Raw genomic sequence first — 19,070 nt, forward strand, 5'->3', positions numbered from 1 at the left:
AACTTCCCACACCCCACTCTATAATTATGATTCCAGATAAGGAAATTCGCCAACAAGGTTACATCTACTTTCTAGCTGAAGCCCCAGAATTAGTCACAATTATTGAACAAGAACTATTTAACTTGTCAGAAGATTATAGTATTGCTAAAATTCACAATCTAATGCGAGCTACTCATACACTGAAAGGTGGTGCAGCTAACGTTGGGCTAGAATTAATTAAGACGATCACCCATTTTTTAGAAGATGTATTTAAGGCTTTATACAACCCAAAAGTGGTAGTTGATGCAGAATTACAAACACTTTTATTACAAGCTTATGAGTGTTTGAGTATAGCATTAAATACTGAGCTAATAGGGAGTACTGTTAATGATGAAGAACTGCTTCATCGAGCAACTTCAGTGTTCGCGCAGTTGCAAGAAAAGCTGGGTGATGCATTTGGTGCTGAATCTCATATCCCTACTTCTGAAGAATTGGGATTTGATATTGTACAATCTGTTTTTGAAGTAGGAGTAGAACAACGTCTAAACAGTATTGCTGGCTTTGTTAACAATCCACCAAATAATGACGAATTTATCGAGTTTTTACACTCTCAAGCTGAAGTATTTCTGGGCTTAGCAGAATCTCTAAATTTACCTGGATTGGGAGAAATTTCTCAAACAATTCTCTCAGCGCTGCAAGCAAATCCTACTCAGGTACAGCAAATTGCAGAAATTGCCCTTGCAGATTTACAACAAGCAAAAAAATTAGTATTAGCAGGCGATCGCACATCTGGTGGAGAACCTTCATCAGGTTTACAAAAACTCACAATAATGGCAAATGATGAGTTATCTGAAAAATTACAAAATGATTCATCTGCTAGTAAAGTTTTTATCCATGAAGAAGAATTTTATCAGTTTCTCACTACATCTGATAACAATAAAAACGAATCGGTAAAGCCAACAACTGCCAAGTTTTATTTAAAAGTAATTCGCTACATTTATGGCTGGTTTAATCACCAGATGCAAATACCAGAAGCAGAACTCAGTTTGACTTTACTAGTTCCCAAGTTAGAAAGAAAAAATCTGCTTAATTATATCGAAAACTGGCTAAAAGACTTTCTTGATTTTGTTCAGGATGAAGAAGATAGTCAAAGTCTTTGTATTTATCGACGTGGTATCATCTTAATTATCCTATTTGCAGTTGCAAAGTTTCAATATTCTCTGAAAGCATCTGATAGCCACCTTTCAGGAATTAAATTATTACAAAACCAAATTCACAAATTAGCAAAAGAATATAAAAATTACCCCCCTGTTACTAGCGAAGAGAAAAATTGGCTTGATAGCCCCAATTTACAAAAACTGTTAGTGATTAAAGAGATTGTATCTTCTCAATCAACTGATAACTTGCTAGAAGAAATATGGGGAGCAGAAGCTAGGCAAGACCTTGCTGTTGAAGTTGTGACAACCCAGACTGATGACTCTTCAGGAAAGCTTGATTCATTAAGTGTCAGCAAACAGGTAGTTGTAAATGTTTCGGAAGCAGCTATTGAAGTCATGCCTGAGATAGCTATACAAATCAACAAAGAAATAGAAGACAAATCACAGTATGTTAAAACTAAAAACTTTCGCCAACCTTCATTTATTCGGGTAGATACAGAGAGACTGCAACACCTCAATTATCTAGCAGGAGAATTGCTGATTTACCAAAAACGCCATAGTTTGCAAGATGAACAAGTCAAAGAAATAATTGAGCAGCTAGTACAGCAATTAACTAGACACCAAACAACTTTAAATGAGTTACGCGATCTACCTTTACAAATACAAAATATTGCATCAGAACAAACGCAAAGTTTTGCAGTGGATTTTGACTCTCTAGAAATGGATGTATATACAGAATTTCACATGACATTGCATGAAGCAATAGAAGAGACACTGCAACTACAAGAAACCACAGAGTCACTTGATTTACTTTTGACACAAGCCACTCAAATTAGTGATAAACAAGAGAATTTAACTCTTAATATTATAGATAGCCTAGTCGAAGCACGAATGTCGCCTTTGGGCAATATTCTGAATCGTTTCCCCCACATGGTAAATAAGTTGGGGAATGTGCATGCCAAACTTGTAGAATTGAAACTTACTGGTAGTGAAGTACTAGTAGATAAAGCGATCGCAGAAAAGCTCTACGATCCTTTGTTACACTTAGTGCGTAATGCTTTTGACCACGGTATTGAAGCTCCGCAAGTTCGCCGAGAGCTTGGTAAACCAGAAGAAGGTTTAATCGAAATCTGCGCTTATCATCAGGGTAGCCAAACTATTATCGAAGTTCGAGATGATGGTCAGGGATTGAATTTAGACAGAATTCGCAGAAAAGCTGCTGAACTTTATCCCATACAAACTGAAGAAAAAACTAGAAACTATGCTTCTAGTCTGGCTGAACCTGAACTTTTAGATTTGATATTTTCGCCTGGATTTTCTACTGCAAATAAAGTAAGTGAAATTTCTGGGCGCGGTATGGGTTTAGATATTGTGCGTACTCAGATGCACGCGCTCAACGGCTCAATTTCAGTTCAATCCTTACCCAACCAAGGAACAATATTCATCCTCAAAATCCCTTTTTCTATGACTACAGAAAAGTTAATGCTAGTTCAAGCCAAAGGTGTTGTTTATGGTCTGATGTTGGACAGTATCGAAAAAATATTGATTCCCTCTGAACAACAGATTAAAGAAATTGAAGGGAAAAAAGTCTTACATTTGAATATAGACAATGATGAAACTACTATGGTCAGCCTTCGCCAACTTTCAAAGTTGATTAATTATAATGGTTCATTCATTAATAATGAGACTCCATACAATACTTCAAATACTAATAACCAAAGTGTAGCAAAGAATCCGGTGCTTTTACTACAGCGAAATCAGGGAAAGGTTGCTTTAGAAGTCGACCAAATAATCGGCGAACAAGAATTGGTAATCAGACCTTTAGGAAACGCGATCGCACCGCCAAAATACATTTATGGTTGTAGTAGTTTAGCTAATGGTAATCTCATCTTAGTAATTGATGCTTTGTTGCTGGTAAAATCTAGCGAAATCCAACAAACAACACTTGATATCAGGGCGCTACCAGTAGCTTATTCATCAAATAAAAAAGCCTTGCCGATCTCAGGGCATACTTTTTCATCTACACCATTACTTGCGGCATCGACTTCCACAACAACTATCGAAACCCAACCCAGTTATTCTCAAGAGCCAGATTATAAATCACCAAAAGTTGTTTTAGTAGTAGATGATGCAATTAGTCTCCGCCAAACTCTCTCTCTGACTCTCCAAAAATCTGGCTATCAAGTAATACAAGCTCAAAATGGTGTAGAAGCTCTAGAAAAATTGCAGTTACATCCTGAAATTAAAGTTGTCGTCTCTGATTTAGAGATGCCACGGATGAATGGTTTTGAGTTGTTGAGCAATTTCCGCCAATACACAAATTTAGCAAAAATTCCTGTTGTGATTCTTACTTCTCGCAGCGCTGAAAAACATCGCCAGCTTGCTAAAGAGTTGGGGGCAAAAGCTTACTTAACCAAACCTTTTTTAGAGCATGAGTTTATCTCTAAAATTAAAGAATTAATGAACAATAATACAGATAATTTAGATCATTTAATCATAATTAAAAATAATTAACAATTTGTAATTACGAATTACGAATTACGAATTATCAGGTAGGTTATTTGGATCTACTCCTAAAGAGCGTAAATACTCGGCTAATTGTTCAGCCCGTGATCGCTCTTGTTGTGCCTGTTCTGCATCTGTCAAATAGCGCTTTCCTTGCTCGTCATACCAACATAAAAACTCCTGTTGTATCCCGCCAATTACAGCTTGGTGTCGTCCTATACCTAAACCCACCTCTGGCATCAAATAAGGTTCACCTATTTGTAGTTGGTAGTTTCCATCGAGCAACTTATACACTTCAAAGGGTTGATGTTGGTCGCGTCGCCAAAACTCAGGGTTATAAATTACGTAGTACAATACACCGAGTTTTCTATATATATCTAGCTTTTCGTCGTATTCACCTCCTGGAGCATGGGATACCATTTCTAATATGAATATTGGAACTATCCCATTTTCTTCCCAAACCGCGTAACTTTTGCGTGATTTACCACCCTTTTTCCGTTCTACTTTCAGACTTAAAAAAGCATCTGGGACTACAGGTACTCTGGGATTTACTCCTGTGGTGTGATACACTCCCATATCTACTCCAAAGTACCAATCCATGCGATTTGCCCAAATGGAGTTAAGTAAGAAAAGTAAAATATTGGGCAAAAAATTTTGATCTTCGTTATCCACCGGCGTATCGTCTGAACAGGGAAGTTCATCGGTAGTTGGTAACGCATTTTTGAGATCGGGTGAGAGCATAACCGTTGTCTCGCTGGCGTTTGATGCCTTTATTATAAATGAGCGACCAAAATTTTAACGTTTGGGTGTAGCTTCCCCAAACTTAATTAAAAATGCGATCGCAATACTAACTAGCAAAATTAACGTCATACTCAAGGCTGAACCAAATCCCCAATTTTGCGTTGCTCCAAGAAACTGATTGTAAACTAACCGCGCCGCCGTCATACTAGAAGCACCACCGAGTAATTCTGGATCGACAAAATCCCCCAAGCCTGTGATGAATACAAGCATGGAAGCAGCCGCAATTCCCGGAAAAATTTGCGGTACAGTTACTTGAAAAAAAGTTTCTACTGGATTTGCACCTAAATCAGCTGCGGCTTCTAGCAATCGTTTATCTAGCTTTTCAAGAGAAGCATATAAAATCAAAACCATGTAGGGTAATAAGCTGTAACTCATGCCAATTAATACAGCTTGACTATTATTAAGTAATTCCCAAGTAGGCAAGCCTAAATTACTGAGTAAACTGTTCAATAAACCAGTAGGCCGAAGAATTGTAATCCAAGCGTAAGAACGGAGTAATGAAGAAGTCCATAAAGGTAGAACAAAGGCTAATAGCAGCAAATTTCGCCAACGCTGCGGCGCTATTTGAGCAATCCAATAGGCGACGGGAAAGCCCAAAATTAAACAAATTATCGTAGTGCCAAAGGCAAAAAATAGCGATCGGCCAATTACTTGCACATAAAGGGAGTCAAATATTCGGATGTAGTTTTTGAATCCGTTGGGATTGACCAAATCTCCTGGTCGGATGTCTGCAACTAAACTTAACTCGAAAATTATCAAAGTTGGCAGCACCAACAAAAGTAATAACCAAATCCCAGATGGTGCAAGCAATACTAAGGGTTGCAGCCAATTTCTGACGGGGTGCTGCAATTCTTCTATTTTAGAAATCTCATTTTTTTCCAAATTAATCACTCCTAACTCCTAACTCTTTTAGCTGCTAGTTAATTGAGTCCAATAACGATCGTAAACCTCTTCAAATTCTCCTACAGGTGTAACACGTTCACAATTTTTTAACAGTGACTCTGGCGGAAACAAATTAGTGTTGTTTTGGATTGTTTTTGGTAATTGCTCAAATCCAGCGCTATTCGGCGTAGAAATATTCAAGCGTTGAGTGATTTGGGCTGCTATTTCTGGTTGCAAAATCATGTTAATCCAAGCATAAGCTCCAGCTTGGTTGGGGGCTGTTTTGGGAATTACAATAGTATCTGTCCATAATGAAGAACCACTGCGAGGAATTACATATTTGAGTTTAGGATTCTCTTGGGAGATTTTCACTGCATCTGCTGAATAACACATTGCTAGCAGTAAATCTCCTGCCAGAATTTGATTTTGCCAAGCGTCGGTGTCAAAACGCGCGATCGCAGGTTTTAGCATCTTCAATTTTTCATAAGCTTGTTTGATTTCTTGTTCATTTTTTGAGTTATAAGAATAACCGAGCATTCGTAAGGTTGCACCCATGACTTCTCGAACATCATTGAGCAAGGTCATTCGCTGATTAAGTTGCTCTTGATTTTGCCAAAGGTAATCCCAGTCTTGTGGTGCATCTTTGATTTTTTCGGAATTGTAAAGGAAACCTGTTGTCCCCCAGTTAAAAGGGATACTGTAGCGGTTATTGGAGTCATAACTAGGATTTTGAAACCGGGTAAATAAATTCTCTAGACCGATTAAGCGATCGTGATTTATTTCTGTTAATAAACCTTTATCTACCATCTTCTGCACCATATAATCAGATGGGTTGATAATGCTGTAAGTGCCCCCGCCTCCAGCTTGCAATTTAGCCAGCATGACATCATTGGAATCATAGACATCTGCCAACACTTTTATGCCAGTTTGAGCGCTAAAAGTTTTCAATAATTGGTTGTCAGTATATTGCGTCCAGGTAAAGATATAAAGTTGGTCACGCTGACCATTCGTATTAGAATTAGCACGTACTTCAGCCAGCCTCCAGCCACAACCAGCTAAAGATAAGCTAGAAAGTGCTGCCACCCCTTTTAAAAATTGGCGTCTGTTAGTCATTAAGTTAATAGTCAATCATCTTTTGTGTTGTTGCCGATTGATTTGAGATATGCCTTTAATTGGAGTGCCCATAGCTAGTTTAAAGATTAACTTAAGTGTATCTACCTGTGCAACTGTTAATAAGTTACTGCTGTCAGCTAGTGTTAGTCACGGTTTTTAATCAAGCTTGAGTTATAAAAATTAACAAAGCGAACGAGCGATCGTCAAATTATCAAGGAAACCCAGCGTGGCAGGCTGAACTGCACTTCTGTAGTAGTAAAAATCCCAGGGTTTGTCCTTACCTTATCAGTTAAAACTGTTACAGGAGTTTTAGATTCATAACTGTAAGGAGGAATCATCCAAATGTCTAATTGGCAAAACTTTCGCTTTCAATGGCAGCGAGTTCGATATTGTCTAATTTTTCTGGCCGCCCTCTGGTTGAGCTTAGGGGTTCCGGGTTGCAGTTTCGCTCCACCCAACTCTCAAATCTCTGTAGCACCCTAGCCCACCCAGAGCAAGCAAACTGCACAACGCTTTGATGGTGTAACAATTAACCTTATCACTCAGGATGAAACCGTTCGTACAGGTACTAAGAGACGGATTGCTGGGTTTGAAGCCTTGACTGGAGCGAAGGTCAACTACCATTAGTAGAATGCTTTGCTGGGCAGCTGAATCAGATTTTTATGAACATTCTGGCAAATGCTATTGATGCTTTGGAAGAGTCAAACATTGGACGTAGTTTTGAAGAGATTAAAGCTAATCCCAATTGCATTACAATTGTTACTCAAGTTAGCGATAATAAGCAACAAATAATTATTAATATTAAAAATAATGGCAAGGGGATAAATGAAGAAATAAAACAAAAGATATTTGACCATTTATTTACTACTAAAGCCGTTGGAAAAGGGACGGGGTTAGGGTTGGCGATCGCTCGTCAAATAGTTGAGGATACTCACGGCGGAAAATTGATTGTTAACTCAGTTCTAGGTGAAGGTACAGAGTTTTTTATTGAAATTCCGGCGTAAATTTTTGCTCTTTTTTATAAATAACTTTATATATTTTGGGAACACTAAATCTGGAAGTCTTAAAGATTTAGCAGTATGGTTAGCACTCTTGTCAATATTCCCGGATATAAAGTAAGCGAAGAACTCTACAATGGTTCCAGAACCATAGTTTATCGAGGGTATCGAGAGACTGACTCATTACCCGTAGTGATTAAACTGCTGAAAAATCCTTATCCGAGTTTCAGCGAACTCTTATCGTTTCGCAACCAGTACACCATAGCTAAGAATCTCAACTCACCTCTGATCGTCCAAACCTATAGCCTGGAACCCTACCAAAATGGCTATGCGTTGGTAATGGAAGACTTTGGCGGGATTTCTCTGAAGGAATGGGGAGTGAGAGGAAACCTGGAATCTTTGATGGAGTTTTTACAGATAGCGATCGCACTGTGCAACACCTTAGATATATTGTATCGCGACCGGATTATTCATAAAGATATCAAACCTGCCAATGTTTTAATTAATCCAGAAACCAAACAAGTTAAATTAATTGACTTTAGTATTGCATCCCTACTACCACGGGAAACTCAAACACTGATGAATCCTAATGTTTTGGAAGGGACACTTGGTTATATTTCTCCAGAACAAACAGGAAGAATGAACCGGGGGATTGACTACCGGACTGATTTATATTCTTTAGGTGTCACTTTTTATGAACTACTTACGGGTGAGTTACCGTTCCATTCAAACGATCCGATGGAGTTGGTACATTGTCATCTAGCAAAACTTCCACCATCCCTTTGGGAAATTAAAAGTGGAGAGATTCCGCAAGTGTTGTCAGATATTGTCATGAAATTGATGGCAAAAAATGCTGAAGACCGATATCAGAGTGCATTGGGGTTGAAATTTGATTTAGAAACTTGTTCATCTAAACTCCAAGAAACTGGTGAAATTAAGCATTTCCCAATTGCTCAACGGGATCTGTGCGATCGCTTTATTATCCCTGATAAACTTTATGGACGAGAAACAGAAGTAGAAACTCTACTGCAAGCATTTGAGCGTGTTAGTACAGGTGCTACAGAAATGATGTTGGTAGCTGGTTTTTCGGGTATTGGTAAAACCGTTGTAGTTAACGAAGTTCATAAACCAATCGTCAAAAAGCGCGGTTATTTTATCAAAGGGAAATATGACCAATTTCAACGAAATATTCCCTTTTCTGCTTTTGTCCAAGCTTTCCGCAATTTAATGGGGCAATTATTAACAGAAAGCGATACTCAAATCCAGCAATTTAAAACCAAGATTTTAGCGGCTGTAGGTGATAATGGACAGGTAATTATTGAAGTCATTCCCGAATTAGAAAGAATTATTGGTCAACAACCACCTGCTACAGAATTATCAGGAACTGCCGCCCAAAATCGGTTTAATTTATTATTTCAGAAATTTACCCAAGTTTTTACCAGTGAAAAACATCCATTAGTGATGTTTTTAGATGATTTACAATGGGCAGATTCAGCATCGTTGATGTTAATACGGTTATTAATGGCTGATACAAAACATCTTTTCTTAATTGGTGCTTATCGTGATAACGAAGTCAATTCAGGACATCCATTAATATTGACTTTGAATGATATCCAAAAAACAGCAGCTACAATTAATACGATTACTTTAGTGCCTCTAAGTCAATCGCAAGTGAATCAATTAGTTGCTGATACACTTAAATGTACAAAAGATTTGGCATTACCTGTTTCTCAATTGGTATTTCAGAAAACTCAGGGTAATCCGTTTTTTGCCATACAGTTTTTCAAGGCATTACACCAAGATGGATTAATTGAATTCACCCCCCCAACCCCCTCTTATCAAGGAGGGGCTACGGGTGGGTGGCAATGTGATATCACCCAAATAAATCAGCAAGCGGTTACAGATGATGTTGTTAAGTTCATGGTATTTCAATTACGAAGATTGCCTCAATCAACTCAAAATGTATTACAGTTAGCCGCTTGCATTGGCAATCAATTTGATTTAGCAACTTTGGCGATTGTTTGGGAGTCATCAGAAATTGAAACAGCTGCTAGTTTATGGAAAGCTTTACAAGAAGGGTTAATTTTACCAATTAGTGATGTTTATAAATTTTATCAAGATTCGTCATTGGTCACTTGTACTGAGCGACTTGTGCCGAGCGAAGTCGAGGTAAGTCGAAGTATTGGTCATTTGTCATTAGAAAAGAGCGAACGAATGACAAAGGACAGAGGACAAAGGACAGCTTATTATAGATTTTTACATGACAGAGTACAACAAGCTGCCTATTCTCTAATTCCTGATAACCAGAAACAAGCAACTCATCTCAAAATTGGTCAATTACTTCTACAAAATTCTTCTCAAATAGAACAAGAAGAAAAACTGTTTGATATTGTTGGACATTTGAATTTAGGGCAAGAGTTGATCGCCCAAACAAACGAGCGAGAAGCCTTGGCTCGACTTAACTTGGCAGCAGGAGCTAAAGCCAAAAATTCCACCGCATACACTGCGGCCAGAGTCTATTTACAGACAGGGATTGAGCTACTCACAGTGAATTGCTGGCAAGATCAATATGAATTGGCCCTGAGTCTCTATGTTGCCGCCGCCGAAGCCGCCTACTTAAATGCTGACTTTGATGGCATGGAACAGATAGCAGTACAGGTGTTGCAATCAGCGCAGACGATTTTAGACAAAGTTAAAATTTACGAAATTCAAATTGCTGCCCAGACAGCCCAAAGCAGACTATTAGAAGCGATCGCAGTTGGCACAGATGCTTTAAAACAATTGGAGGTTGAACTACCCATTGAGCCAAACAATGCTGAGATTGGTAAAGCCATACAAGCCCTTGCTAGTCAACTCGCAGGCAAACGAATTGAGGAACTAGCTGACTTACCAGCAATGACCGATCCCCAAGCACAGGCAGCCATGCAACTGTTAGGAATGTTGTTTGCACCTGTTTTCCAAGGAATGCCGGGTTTATTGCCTCTTATTAGCTGCACAATGGTGACTCTATCGCTTCAGTTTGGGAATACGCCCGCCTCCACTGTAGGGTATGCGCTGCACGGAATGGTGCTGTGTGCCTTTTTCGGAGAGGTTCAAGGGGGCTACGGCTTTGGGCAATTGGCATTGAATTTGCTGGATCGGTTCAATGTGCGGGAATTTCAATCCACGATTTCTATGTTGTTTGGTGGCTTTATTCAACATCACCAAGAAGCTCTCTCGGCAACGATACCGTTGCTGAAAGCTGGTTTTACCTCTGGTATGGAAACTGGCGATTTTTTACATGCTGGCTATAACGTATGTTGTTACAGCTATGCGGTCTTTTGGAGTGGCTCTGAACTTAGCAATTTAGAATTAGATATAGCAAGTTACAACGCCGCTTTAACTCAAGCGAAGCAACATTCTGCCCAGACTTATGTAAGTATTATGCGGCAGGCGGCACAGAACTTTAGGGAAACCCAAATTCAGCCCGATTGTTTGAGCGGCAGTATCTACAATGAAACGGTGATGATTGCCAAACATCGCCAGGCTAACGAACTCACGGTGATGGCTGAGTTGTATATCTACAAATTGTTGCTTGCCTATTGTTTTGGTGATTACAAAGCTGCGATCGCTTACATTGACGAAGGGGAAAAGTATTTACTCGCAGTATCAGGATTGATTTTTGTTCCAATTTTCCATTTCTACGCAGCCTTGACATACTTAGCCCTATTTTCCACCCAGCCAGAAATTGAACTTTCTGTAATTCTTGCCCAGGTAGAAATCCATCAAACCACTCTGCACCGTTGTGCGGAAAATGCTCCTACAAATCATCTGCATAAATGGCATTTAGTTGAGGCTGAAAAACAACGAGTGTTGGGCACTAAAGCAGAAGCACTGGAAAATTACGATCGCGCCATAACTCTAGCTAAAGCCAACGGTTACATCCAAGAAGAAGCACTTAGCAATGAACTACTAGCCAAATTTTATTTCGATTGGGGAAAAGAAAGAGTTGCTCAAGCATATATGCAAGAAGCATACTACTGTTACGCTCGTTGGGGTGCAAGAGCCAAAATAGAAGACCTAGAAAAGCGCTATCCCCAACTAATCCAATCAATTCTGCAACAGCAACGAATCAACTTCAATACCTTAGAAACTATTAGCTTTCGTGGCACTTCCTCATCTACTCGCACTTCTACCACTGGCAGCACTAGTATTTCCCAGACATTAGATTTTACCTCTGTCCTCAAAGCCGCTCAAGCTATCTCCAGTTCTCTGGAATTAGATCAACTCATTGCCAGCTTGACCCACATTATCCTAGAAAACTCTGGCGCCAAGAAAGCTGTACTCATTCTTCCCCAAGATGAGGATACTACCGTCCGGGGGGAACCCTTGTTGAAGAAAGTGTCTGATGATAATTGGGAAGTTAGGGCAATTACCTTTATCAATCATGACCAAATACAAACCATTCTTGAGCCACAATCACTCGCTAATTGTCAAGATATTCCTGCAAAAATTATCAATTACGTCAAAAATACTCAACAAACAGTTGTTATAGACAATTGCAAAACAGACATTATTGGGTTGATTGGGGAATATATGCGCCGAACACAACCCCAAAGTGTATTATGTACCCCGATTATTAATCAAGGGCGTTTAGTAGGGATTCTTTACCTAGAAAATCTACTGACTCAAGGGGTATTTACTAGCGATCGCCTTTCTGTTATAAATTTCCTCTGCACTCAAGCCGCAATTTCTTTGGAAAATGCCCAGTTATATAATCATCTCCAAGAGCGAGAAAAGTTCCTCAGTAGTATTTACGAAGGTGTTGGCTGTTTGATCTGTGTGATTGATGTTCGGGATAATGGTAAGTTTGAGTACACAGGATGGAGTAAATCGTGCGAATTAACAGTTGGTATACCTGCTTCCCAAGTTCTGGGTAAAACTCCGCAAGATTTACATGGTGATGAAGGTGCAGTGGTATCTCAAAATTATCTGCGTTGTTTCCAAAGCGGAATACCCATCACCTATGAAGAATGTCTAACATTTAAAGAGCAGAAAACTTGGTGGTTAACCACGCTTAGTCCATTAAAAGATCAAGCGGGCAAAGTTTATCGCATAGTTGCAACAACTATTAATATTAGCGAGCGCAAACAAGCTGAATCAGCAGTTACAGAAAAATCTCAAGCACTCGAAACAGCCTTAGAAGATTTACAGCAAGCTCAATTACAAATTGTTCAAAGTGAGAAAATGTCAGCACTGGGTAATTTAGTTGCTGGCGTAGCCCATGAAATGAATAATCCTTTGGGCTTTATTTCTGCAAGTCTCAAACAAGTTAAACCCACTATTGCTGATGTTGTGCAACACTTAAAACTTTATCAAGAAAGTTTACCTAATCCAGGTGCTGAAATTATTGACCATGCAGAAGAAATTGACTTAGATTATAGTTTAGAAGATTTACCCAAGGCAATAGATTCAATGGTGATGGCGTGCGATCGCCTCCAAAATATCAGCACTAGTTTGAGAACTTTCTCCCGCGCTGATAAAGATTACAAAGTGCCATTTAAAATTCATGAAGGGATTGAAAGTACAATTTTAATTCTCAAACATCGCCTCAAAGCTAATGAGCAACGTCCAGCAATCGAAGTAATAACCGATTATGGAAATTTGCCTCAAGTTGAATGTTTTCCTGGACAATTAAACCAGGTATTTATGAATATCCTAGCTAATGCCATTGATGCTTTGGATGAGTCTAATACTGGGCGGATTTTTGCAGATATCCAAGATAATCCTAACAAGATTAAAATCCAAACCTCCTTGCAAGGTGAGCGGGTTAAAATAACGATTGCTGATAATGCTAATGGCATGAATGAAGCAGTCAAGCAAAAGATATTTGACCATTTGTTTACGACGAAATCTGTAGGAAAAGGAACGGGTTTAGGATTAGCGATCGCCCGTCAAATTGTTGTGGAAAAACACGGGGGTTCAATACAATGTAACTCTTACCCAGGAAAAGGTACAGAGTTTGTAATTGCAATTCCAGCGAGGCAATAAACAGTGCTGAGTAGACCAACTTTAGCTAAGAAGATTCTGTCACCCCAGTTGCTCATGGGCACGTAGAGTTCACGCAATAAAGGCATCTTGGCGGTTTGATAAATTCAGCTTTTGAGCAATTTTTGCATAAGTCCTGAGTCAGGCAGGACTGGCTCAACCCTAGCAAACAGCACTAAATAAAGTAAATCGGAGTTGAACATGTCTACTAACAACAACAATGAAGAGATATCGCTTTTACGTCAGCAAAATACCCAATTGCTGCAACAGCTAGAAGCACTGCAAGACCTTTATTCAACTACGCTGTTAGTCGAACAACATCAAATTTGGGAATTAGTTACTGATGAAGTCCCACAGGATTTACAACCGATAGAATTACAGTTGAAATTGGCAAATAATTCTGCCTTTGTAGAATCAGCAAAGAAAATTCGCAAACAGCATCACCAAGCGGCGGCAACTGCTTTGGCTGAGAGTGAAGCTAAGTATCGCCAACTCGTGGAAAATATCAGCGACCTGATTTTTTCCATGTCAGTACAAGGTCTTTTTACTTATGTCTCACCACAATATAAAAATGTTTTAGGATGGGAACCTTCAGACCTACTTGGTCAAACCTTTGCCCCCCTGCTTCATCCTGATGATTTCCCCCTAGCCCAGAGAAAAATCCAAGAAATGGTGGAAACCAAGGGGCAGCGGATCGCAATAGAATTTCGCCACCTAAAAAAGGATGGAGATTGGTGCTGGATGAGGTCAGTGGCTTCGCCAATTTTCGACTCAGACGGTGAAATTATTGGTCTTCATGGCGCTATTAGCGATATCAGCAGTCGCAAACAAGCCGAAGAATTAATCAAAGCCTCGCAAGCAGAATTACTTGCGTTGTTCAACGCTATGCAGGATGTAATTCTTGTCTTAGATGCCGAAGGAAGATACCTCAAAATCGCTCCTAGTGGTGCGCCCTTACTCTACCAACCTCCTGCGGAACTGCTGGGCAGAAAAATACATGAGGTTTTATCCTCTGCTTGTGCCGACTATTTTCTCAACTCTATTCAACAAGCACTCTTAACTCAAAAAACTGTGAAGGTAGAATATAGCTTGCCTATAGGCGAGCAAGAGGTTTGGTTTGAGGCGAATATTGCCAGCATGGACGAAAACACCGTTGTTTGTGTCGCCAGGGATATTAGTGAACGTAAACAGATGGAAGACCAATTGCGACAACAAACAGAAAATTTAGCACAAACTCTTCAAGAACTCAGACAAACTCAAGCACAAATGATTCAAGCAGAAAAAATGTCTAGTTTGGGTCAACTTGTGGCTGGAGTTGCCCACGAAATCAACAACCCCGTTAATTTTATTCACGGTAATCTCAGCTATCTTGAGGAATATACTCAAGACCTGTTACGAATAATTCACCATCAGCAGCAATCTGGTAATAAGTTGGAATTTCAGGCTTTGTGTGAAGAAATTGACCTAGAGTACATCCAAAAAGATGTACCAAGAATATTGAGTTCGATGAAAGTTGGTACTCAGCGCATCCGTCAGATTGTGCTGTCGCTACGAACCTTCTCACGCATAGATGAAGCCGAGTTTAAAGCAGTGGATATTCACGAAAGCATCGACAGTACCCTAATGGTATTGCAACATCGCTTCCAAGAAACAACAAAACTTCCAGCCATTCAAGTCATCAAAGACTACGGCATATTACCTTTAGTGGAATGCTATGGCGGAGAACTCAATCAGGTGTTTATGAATATATTGGCAAATGCCATTGATGCTTTAGAAGAATGGACAATTGAGAATGCGCAATTAAGAATAGACAATTTAACATCTGGGTTGTTAACTCCCACGATTGTCATTCGTACCTCAGTCATAGATTCCGGTTGGGTAAAAATTACGCTCGCTGATAATGGAATAGGTATGTCAGAACAGATTCAAAAACAAGTTTTTAATCCATTTTTCACCAACAAGCCTGTAGGGAAGGGAACAGGTATGGGAATGTTTATCAGTTATCAAATTATCACAGAAACACATCGTGGCAAACTGGAATGTCATTCATCACCAGCAGTAGGAACAGAGTTTATAATTACAATTCCAATTCAGCATTGACCAACAAGGCAAAAGAAAGAAAATAAAGAATGGTTCTTAACCTTTAAATTTATTTATCGGGATTATCTTTTTACTTTTTAACCATGAATTTGTACTGGTTTATCACTGTTTTCTATGACCATTGACTTTTGACTTTTGACTTAACCAAAGGGGTTGACTATTGATTAATAGCTAAACAATCAGTTTCTGCCCACCAGGCGTAAATAAGTGTGTCGCGGTCTGGTAAAGTGCCCAAAGTATTAGGTTGCAACACATTAATGCTAATGCCATTTGTTAATTCCATAACATAATTAACGTGTGTGCCCAAATACATAACGTTGACAAGCCGTCCTTCAAAGCAGTTAACTGGCAAATTAGGTGGATACAGCGAAAGCTGTATTTTTTCTGGACGCACACTTACTACTACAGCTTGTGATAATTGAGTTGGTGTATCTTCAGCGCGGCTAATAACAATTGATAGTCCCATTTTTGTGGAAATTTTAATATTAGAGGAGTCTACCGCGACGATTTCACCACTGAATAAATTAGTATCACCAATAAAATCAGCAACAAAGGATGTACAGGGACATTCGTAAATTTGGCTGGGAGTGCCAACTTGTTCAATTTTGCCTTGATTCATCACAGCAATGCGATCGCTCAAAGACAATGCTTCTTCTTGGTCGTGTGTCACCATCACAAAGGTTAGCCCTAAGTCTTTGTGTAAATTTGATAACTCAACCTGCATTTCTTTACGTAGTTTTAAATCTAACGCCCCTAAAGGTTCATCCAGTAGTACCACGGTGGGACGGTTGACTAAAGCCCTTGCTAAAGCTACTCGCTGCTGTTGACCACCAGAAAGTTGATTGGGAAAGCGCGATCGCAAACTTTCCATTTTCACTAGTTTTAAAGCTTCTTGGACTCTAGCTTCAATTTTAGATTTGGGTATTTTTTTTAACCGCAGCCCAAAGGCGATGTTATTCCAGACATTCAGGTGGTTAAATAGAGCGTAACTTTGAAATACAGTATTGACGGGTCGGCGGTAAGGGGGCACATTAGTCATGGACTGACCCTGAATTAACACCTTACCAGCGTCAGCAATTTCAAACCCAGCAATTAAGCGCAGTGTCGTTGTTTTACCACAACCGGAGGGGCCTAAAATACTAAAAAATTCTCCTTGTCTGACATCCAAATCAATTCCATTTACTGCTGGTTCTTGGTTAAAAAACTTGAAGACGTTACGCAGTTCAACATCAAGTGGCTGAAAACTTGTTATCCCCCTCTGATTGTGCATGACAGTTTGAGCCATAATCCTCAGTAGAATGCCGTGATATTACGTTATTTTGTCAATTGCTTTAGTCTTTTGGGCAGACTATATTTGACACTTTGGTTTATTGTATCCGCCAAAAACAATTGTTCAAGAATATACTCGCCCGATTCTTTCATGCTCAGTAATGACAATGATATTATGGTACTTTTATATACTACTTTCTGATTAAATATTCTGTAATGAAGTTAAAATACCTTAAAATTGCATATTAGCAATTGCTAAAAGGCTGTCCGGAATTGCGTTTAGTCATGCAGCCGAAAAAGCTTTGGGAAATCACCGAGGTGCGATCGCAGCACTCGATCCGAATAATGGTACAGAATTAATTGTTTAAAAATAATCTTAATCTTGAAATCCTCTTTGGCTTATGAGTTTATTGAATCCATCTCCACTTGGCGGACAAAAAAATACACGTACAGTTGGAAGGAGTTTCCAGCCGATATTTTTAATTATATTTACTCTACTGATGATGACTGGTATCAGTGTTCGTTTGGCATATTTACAAATTACTGAAGGAGCAAGCCACCGAAAACGAGCCGAGTCAAATCGAATTCGGATGATCCCCAAACAACCAGAACGAGGCAATATCTTTGACCGCAATGGCAAACTTTTAGCCAGTACTCGCTATCCTCGCTCTGTGTATTTATGGCCGATGGCACATACCAAGCCAGCATGGCCAGTTGTAGGGGCACGTCTATCTCAAATTCTCGAAGTTACCCAAGAAGAGATGGAAAAGAAATTAGAAGAGGCAGGTGCTAACTCTTCTTCACTGATTCGGGTCGCTCGTGACTTGAACGAGGCGCAAATCACAGCATTGAAGGAGTATCAAGCCGAACTTCAAGACGTGGAAATCTCTACAGAGGCGGTTCGCTATTATCCTCACGGCAAGGAACTAGCTCATGTATTAGGTTATACGCGAGAACTGACCGCCGAACAGTTAAAAGAAAAGAAGCAAGAAGGTTACAGATTGGGTGATGTGATTGGTCAAATGGGAGTTGAAAAAGCTTATGAGAAAAGTCTGCGGGGTGAATGGGGTGGTCAGCAAGTAGAAGTTGATGGTGCAGGTCGCCCGCTCCGGGTTTTGGGTGAGAAACAGGCACAAGCGGGTAACGATTTGCACTTGACCATAGATTTAAATATGCAAAAGACAGCAGAAAAAGCTTTAGGCGATCGCGATGGTGCGATCGTGGCTCTTGACCCCAAGAACGGTGCTGTTTTAGCAATGGTATCTCATCCCACCTTTGACCCAAATATTTTCTCTAAACAAAAACTTACCCAAAAAGATTGGGAATTTGTCCAAGGTGCAGATCATCCCTTGGTAAATCGCGCTCTCAGTGCCTTTCCACCCGCTAGCACCTTCAAAATTGTTACCACCACAGCCGGTCTAGAATCAGGTAAATTTTCTCCTAGCACAGTCCTGCAAACTTATGGTTCCTTAAATTTTGGCGGCACCCGATTTGGTGAATGGAATCACGCCGGATTCGGGCCATTGGGTTTTGTCGGAGCATTACAGTGGAGTAGTGATACCTTCTTCTATCAAATTGGTCGCGGAGTCGGCGGCCCAACTTTAATTGAGTGGACTCGCAAGTATGGATTTGGTAAAAGAACTGGCTTTGAGTTTGGCAACGAAGAGGCAAAAGGTTTAGTACCAGATGAGGCATGGAAGCAGAAAACTTGGAAGATACCTTGGACTGTAGGTGACAGCATTAATATGTCAATTGGTCAAGGTGCTTTACAAACTACACCTTTGCAAGTCGCCATTATGTTTGCCGTGCCTGCTAATGGTGGCTATCGAGTCCAGCCACATTTGCTTAAAGATAATGAAGAAGCAAAAAGCTGGCGAGAATCTTTAAATATGAAGCCGACAACCATAAGTGTTCTCCGTCAGGGACTACGGAAAGTAGTAGCTGAAGGTACGGGTAAAGCTTTGAAGCAGCCAACAGTTCCCACAGTGGCTGGTAAGAGTGGCACTGCTGAAGCGTGGAAAGGGCGTGTTAAGCAAAATCACGCTTGGTTTGGAGCCTATGCACCTGCTGAACAGCCAGAAGTTGTGATTGTGGCATTTGCTGAACATTCTGGTGGCGGTGGTGGTAGCATTGCTGCGCCCATGATCTTACAAATTATGGAAGAATATTTTCAGCACAAGTATCCAGGTAAGTATCAGAAACCAGTGCCTAAGAGTCCAGAAAACAGCAGATGAAGCTA

9 protein-coding genes and 1 pseudogene are annotated in these 19,070 nt (G+C 39.9%); 6 read left to right on the forward strand and 4 right to left on the reverse strand.

All coding sequences use genetic code 11. The features are described from left to right. Positions 1-26: 26 nt before the first annotated feature. Positions 27-3,650 (forward strand): hybrid sensor histidine kinase/response regulator, encoded by a 3,624-nt coding sequence (locus RMY16_RS10330; RefSeq protein ID WP_322736274.1) that lies wholly within the window; start codon positions 27-29, stop codon positions 3,648-3,650. Positions 3,651-3,674: 24 nt separating this feature from the next. Here the strand turns inward: RMY16_RS10330 and RMY16_RS10335 are convergent, their stop codons facing one another. Genes RMY16_RS10335 through RMY16_RS10345 form a run of 3 tightly spaced genes read right to left on the reverse strand, consistent with a single transcriptional unit; the run spans position 3,675 to position 6,437 of the window. Further along, positions 3,675-4,382 (reverse strand): Uma2 family endonuclease, encoded by a 708-nt coding sequence (locus RMY16_RS10335; protein ID WP_322736275.1) that lies wholly within the window; start codon positions 4,380-4,382, stop codon positions 3,675-3,677. Positions 4,383-4,436: 54 nt separating this feature from the next. Beyond that, positions 4,437-5,330, reverse strand: a complete 894-nt coding sequence (locus RMY16_RS10340; RefSeq protein ID WP_322736327.1) for an ABC transporter permease — start codon at positions 5,328-5,330, stop codon at positions 4,437-4,439. A gap of 21 nt (positions 5,331-5,351) precedes the next feature. Beyond that, positions 5,352-6,437: a spermidine/putrescine ABC transporter substrate-binding protein gene (locus RMY16_RS10345; RefSeq protein ID WP_322664537.1), complete on the reverse strand. Its 1,086-nt coding sequence runs from the start codon at positions 6,435-6,437 to the stop codon at positions 5,352-5,354. 342 nt (positions 6,438-6,779) lie between these two features. Here RMY16_RS10345 and RMY16_RS10350 point away from each other — a divergent pair, with 342 nt between their 5' ends. From RMY16_RS10350 to RMY16_RS10365, 4 genes and pseudogenes are all read left to right on the forward strand, one after another. After that, positions 6,780-6,920, forward strand: coding sequence for a hypothetical protein (locus RMY16_RS10350; RefSeq protein WP_322736276.1), 141 nt, complete (start codon positions 6,780-6,782; stop codon positions 6,918-6,920). Positions 6,921-7,048: 128 nt separating this feature from the next. Then, positions 7,049-7,441 (forward strand): annotated as a pseudogene (locus RMY16_RS10355) (sensor histidine kinase); the annotation flags it as partial. Positions 7,442-7,516: 75 nt separating this feature from the next. Further along, positions 7,517-13,465 carry an AAA family ATPase gene (locus RMY16_RS10360; protein ID WP_322736277.1) on the forward strand — a complete coding sequence of 1,983 codons (5,949 nt, stop codon included), beginning with the start codon at positions 7,517-7,519 and terminating at the stop codon, positions 13,463-13,465. A 198-nt stretch (positions 13,466-13,663) separates the two neighbouring features. Next, positions 13,664-15,562 carry a PAS domain S-box protein gene (locus tag RMY16_RS10365; protein WP_322736278.1) on the forward strand — a complete coding sequence of 633 codons (1,899 nt, stop codon included), beginning with the start codon at positions 13,664-13,666 and terminating at the stop codon, positions 15,560-15,562. 157 nt (positions 15,563-15,719) lie between these two features. On the opposite strand, the gene RMY16_RS10370 is transcribed toward RMY16_RS10365, so the two are convergent. After that, positions 15,720-16,847, reverse strand: a complete 1,128-nt coding sequence (locus RMY16_RS10370) for an ABC transporter ATP-binding protein (RefSeq protein ID WP_322736279.1) — start codon at positions 16,845-16,847, stop codon at positions 15,720-15,722. Between the two features lie 385 nt (positions 16,848-17,232). On the opposite strand from RMY16_RS10370, the gene mrdA reads away from it, so the two are divergent. Continuing rightward, a complete protein-coding gene (gene mrdA / locus RMY16_RS10375; protein ID WP_322736280.1) occupies positions 17,233-19,065 on the forward strand; it encodes a penicillin-binding protein 2 in 1,833 nt (610 codons plus the stop codon). Positions 19,066-19,070 lie beyond the last annotated feature (5 nt).

Origin of the sequence: Nostoc sp. DedQUE12b, from assembly GCF_034530835.1 — a bacterium.
Lineage (GTDB): Bacteria > Cyanobacteriota > Cyanobacteriia > Cyanobacteriales > Nostocaceae > Nostoc.

Coding starts and splice junctions, on each gene's coding strand:
- RMY16_RS10365 (WP_322736278.1), top strand. CDS start 13,664: ATGTCTACTAACAACAACAATGAAGAGATATCGCTTTTACGTCAGCAA.
- RMY16_RS10335 (WP_322736275.1), bottom strand. CDS start 4,382: ATGCTCTCACCCGATCTCAAAAATGCGTTACCAACTACCGATGAACTT.
- RMY16_RS10330 (WP_322736274.1), top strand. CDS start 27: ATGATTCCAGATAAGGAAATTCGCCAACAAGGTTACATCTACTTTCTA.
- RMY16_RS10345 (WP_322664537.1), bottom strand. CDS start 6,437: ATGACTAACAGACGCCAATTTTTAAAAGGGGTGGCAGCACTTTCTAGC.
- RMY16_RS10370 (WP_322736279.1), bottom strand. CDS start 16,847: ATGGCTCAAACTGTCATGCACAATCAGAGGGGGATAACAAGTTTTCAG.
- mrdA (WP_322736280.1), top strand. CDS start 17,233: ATGAGTTTATTGAATCCATCTCCACTTGGCGGACAAAAAAATACACGT.
- RMY16_RS10350 (WP_322736276.1), top strand. CDS start 6,780: ATGTCTAATTGGCAAAACTTTCGCTTTCAATGGCAGCGAGTTCGATAT.
- RMY16_RS10360 (WP_322736277.1), top strand. CDS start 7,517: ATGGTTAGCACTCTTGTCAATATTCCCGGATATAAAGTAAGCGAAGAA.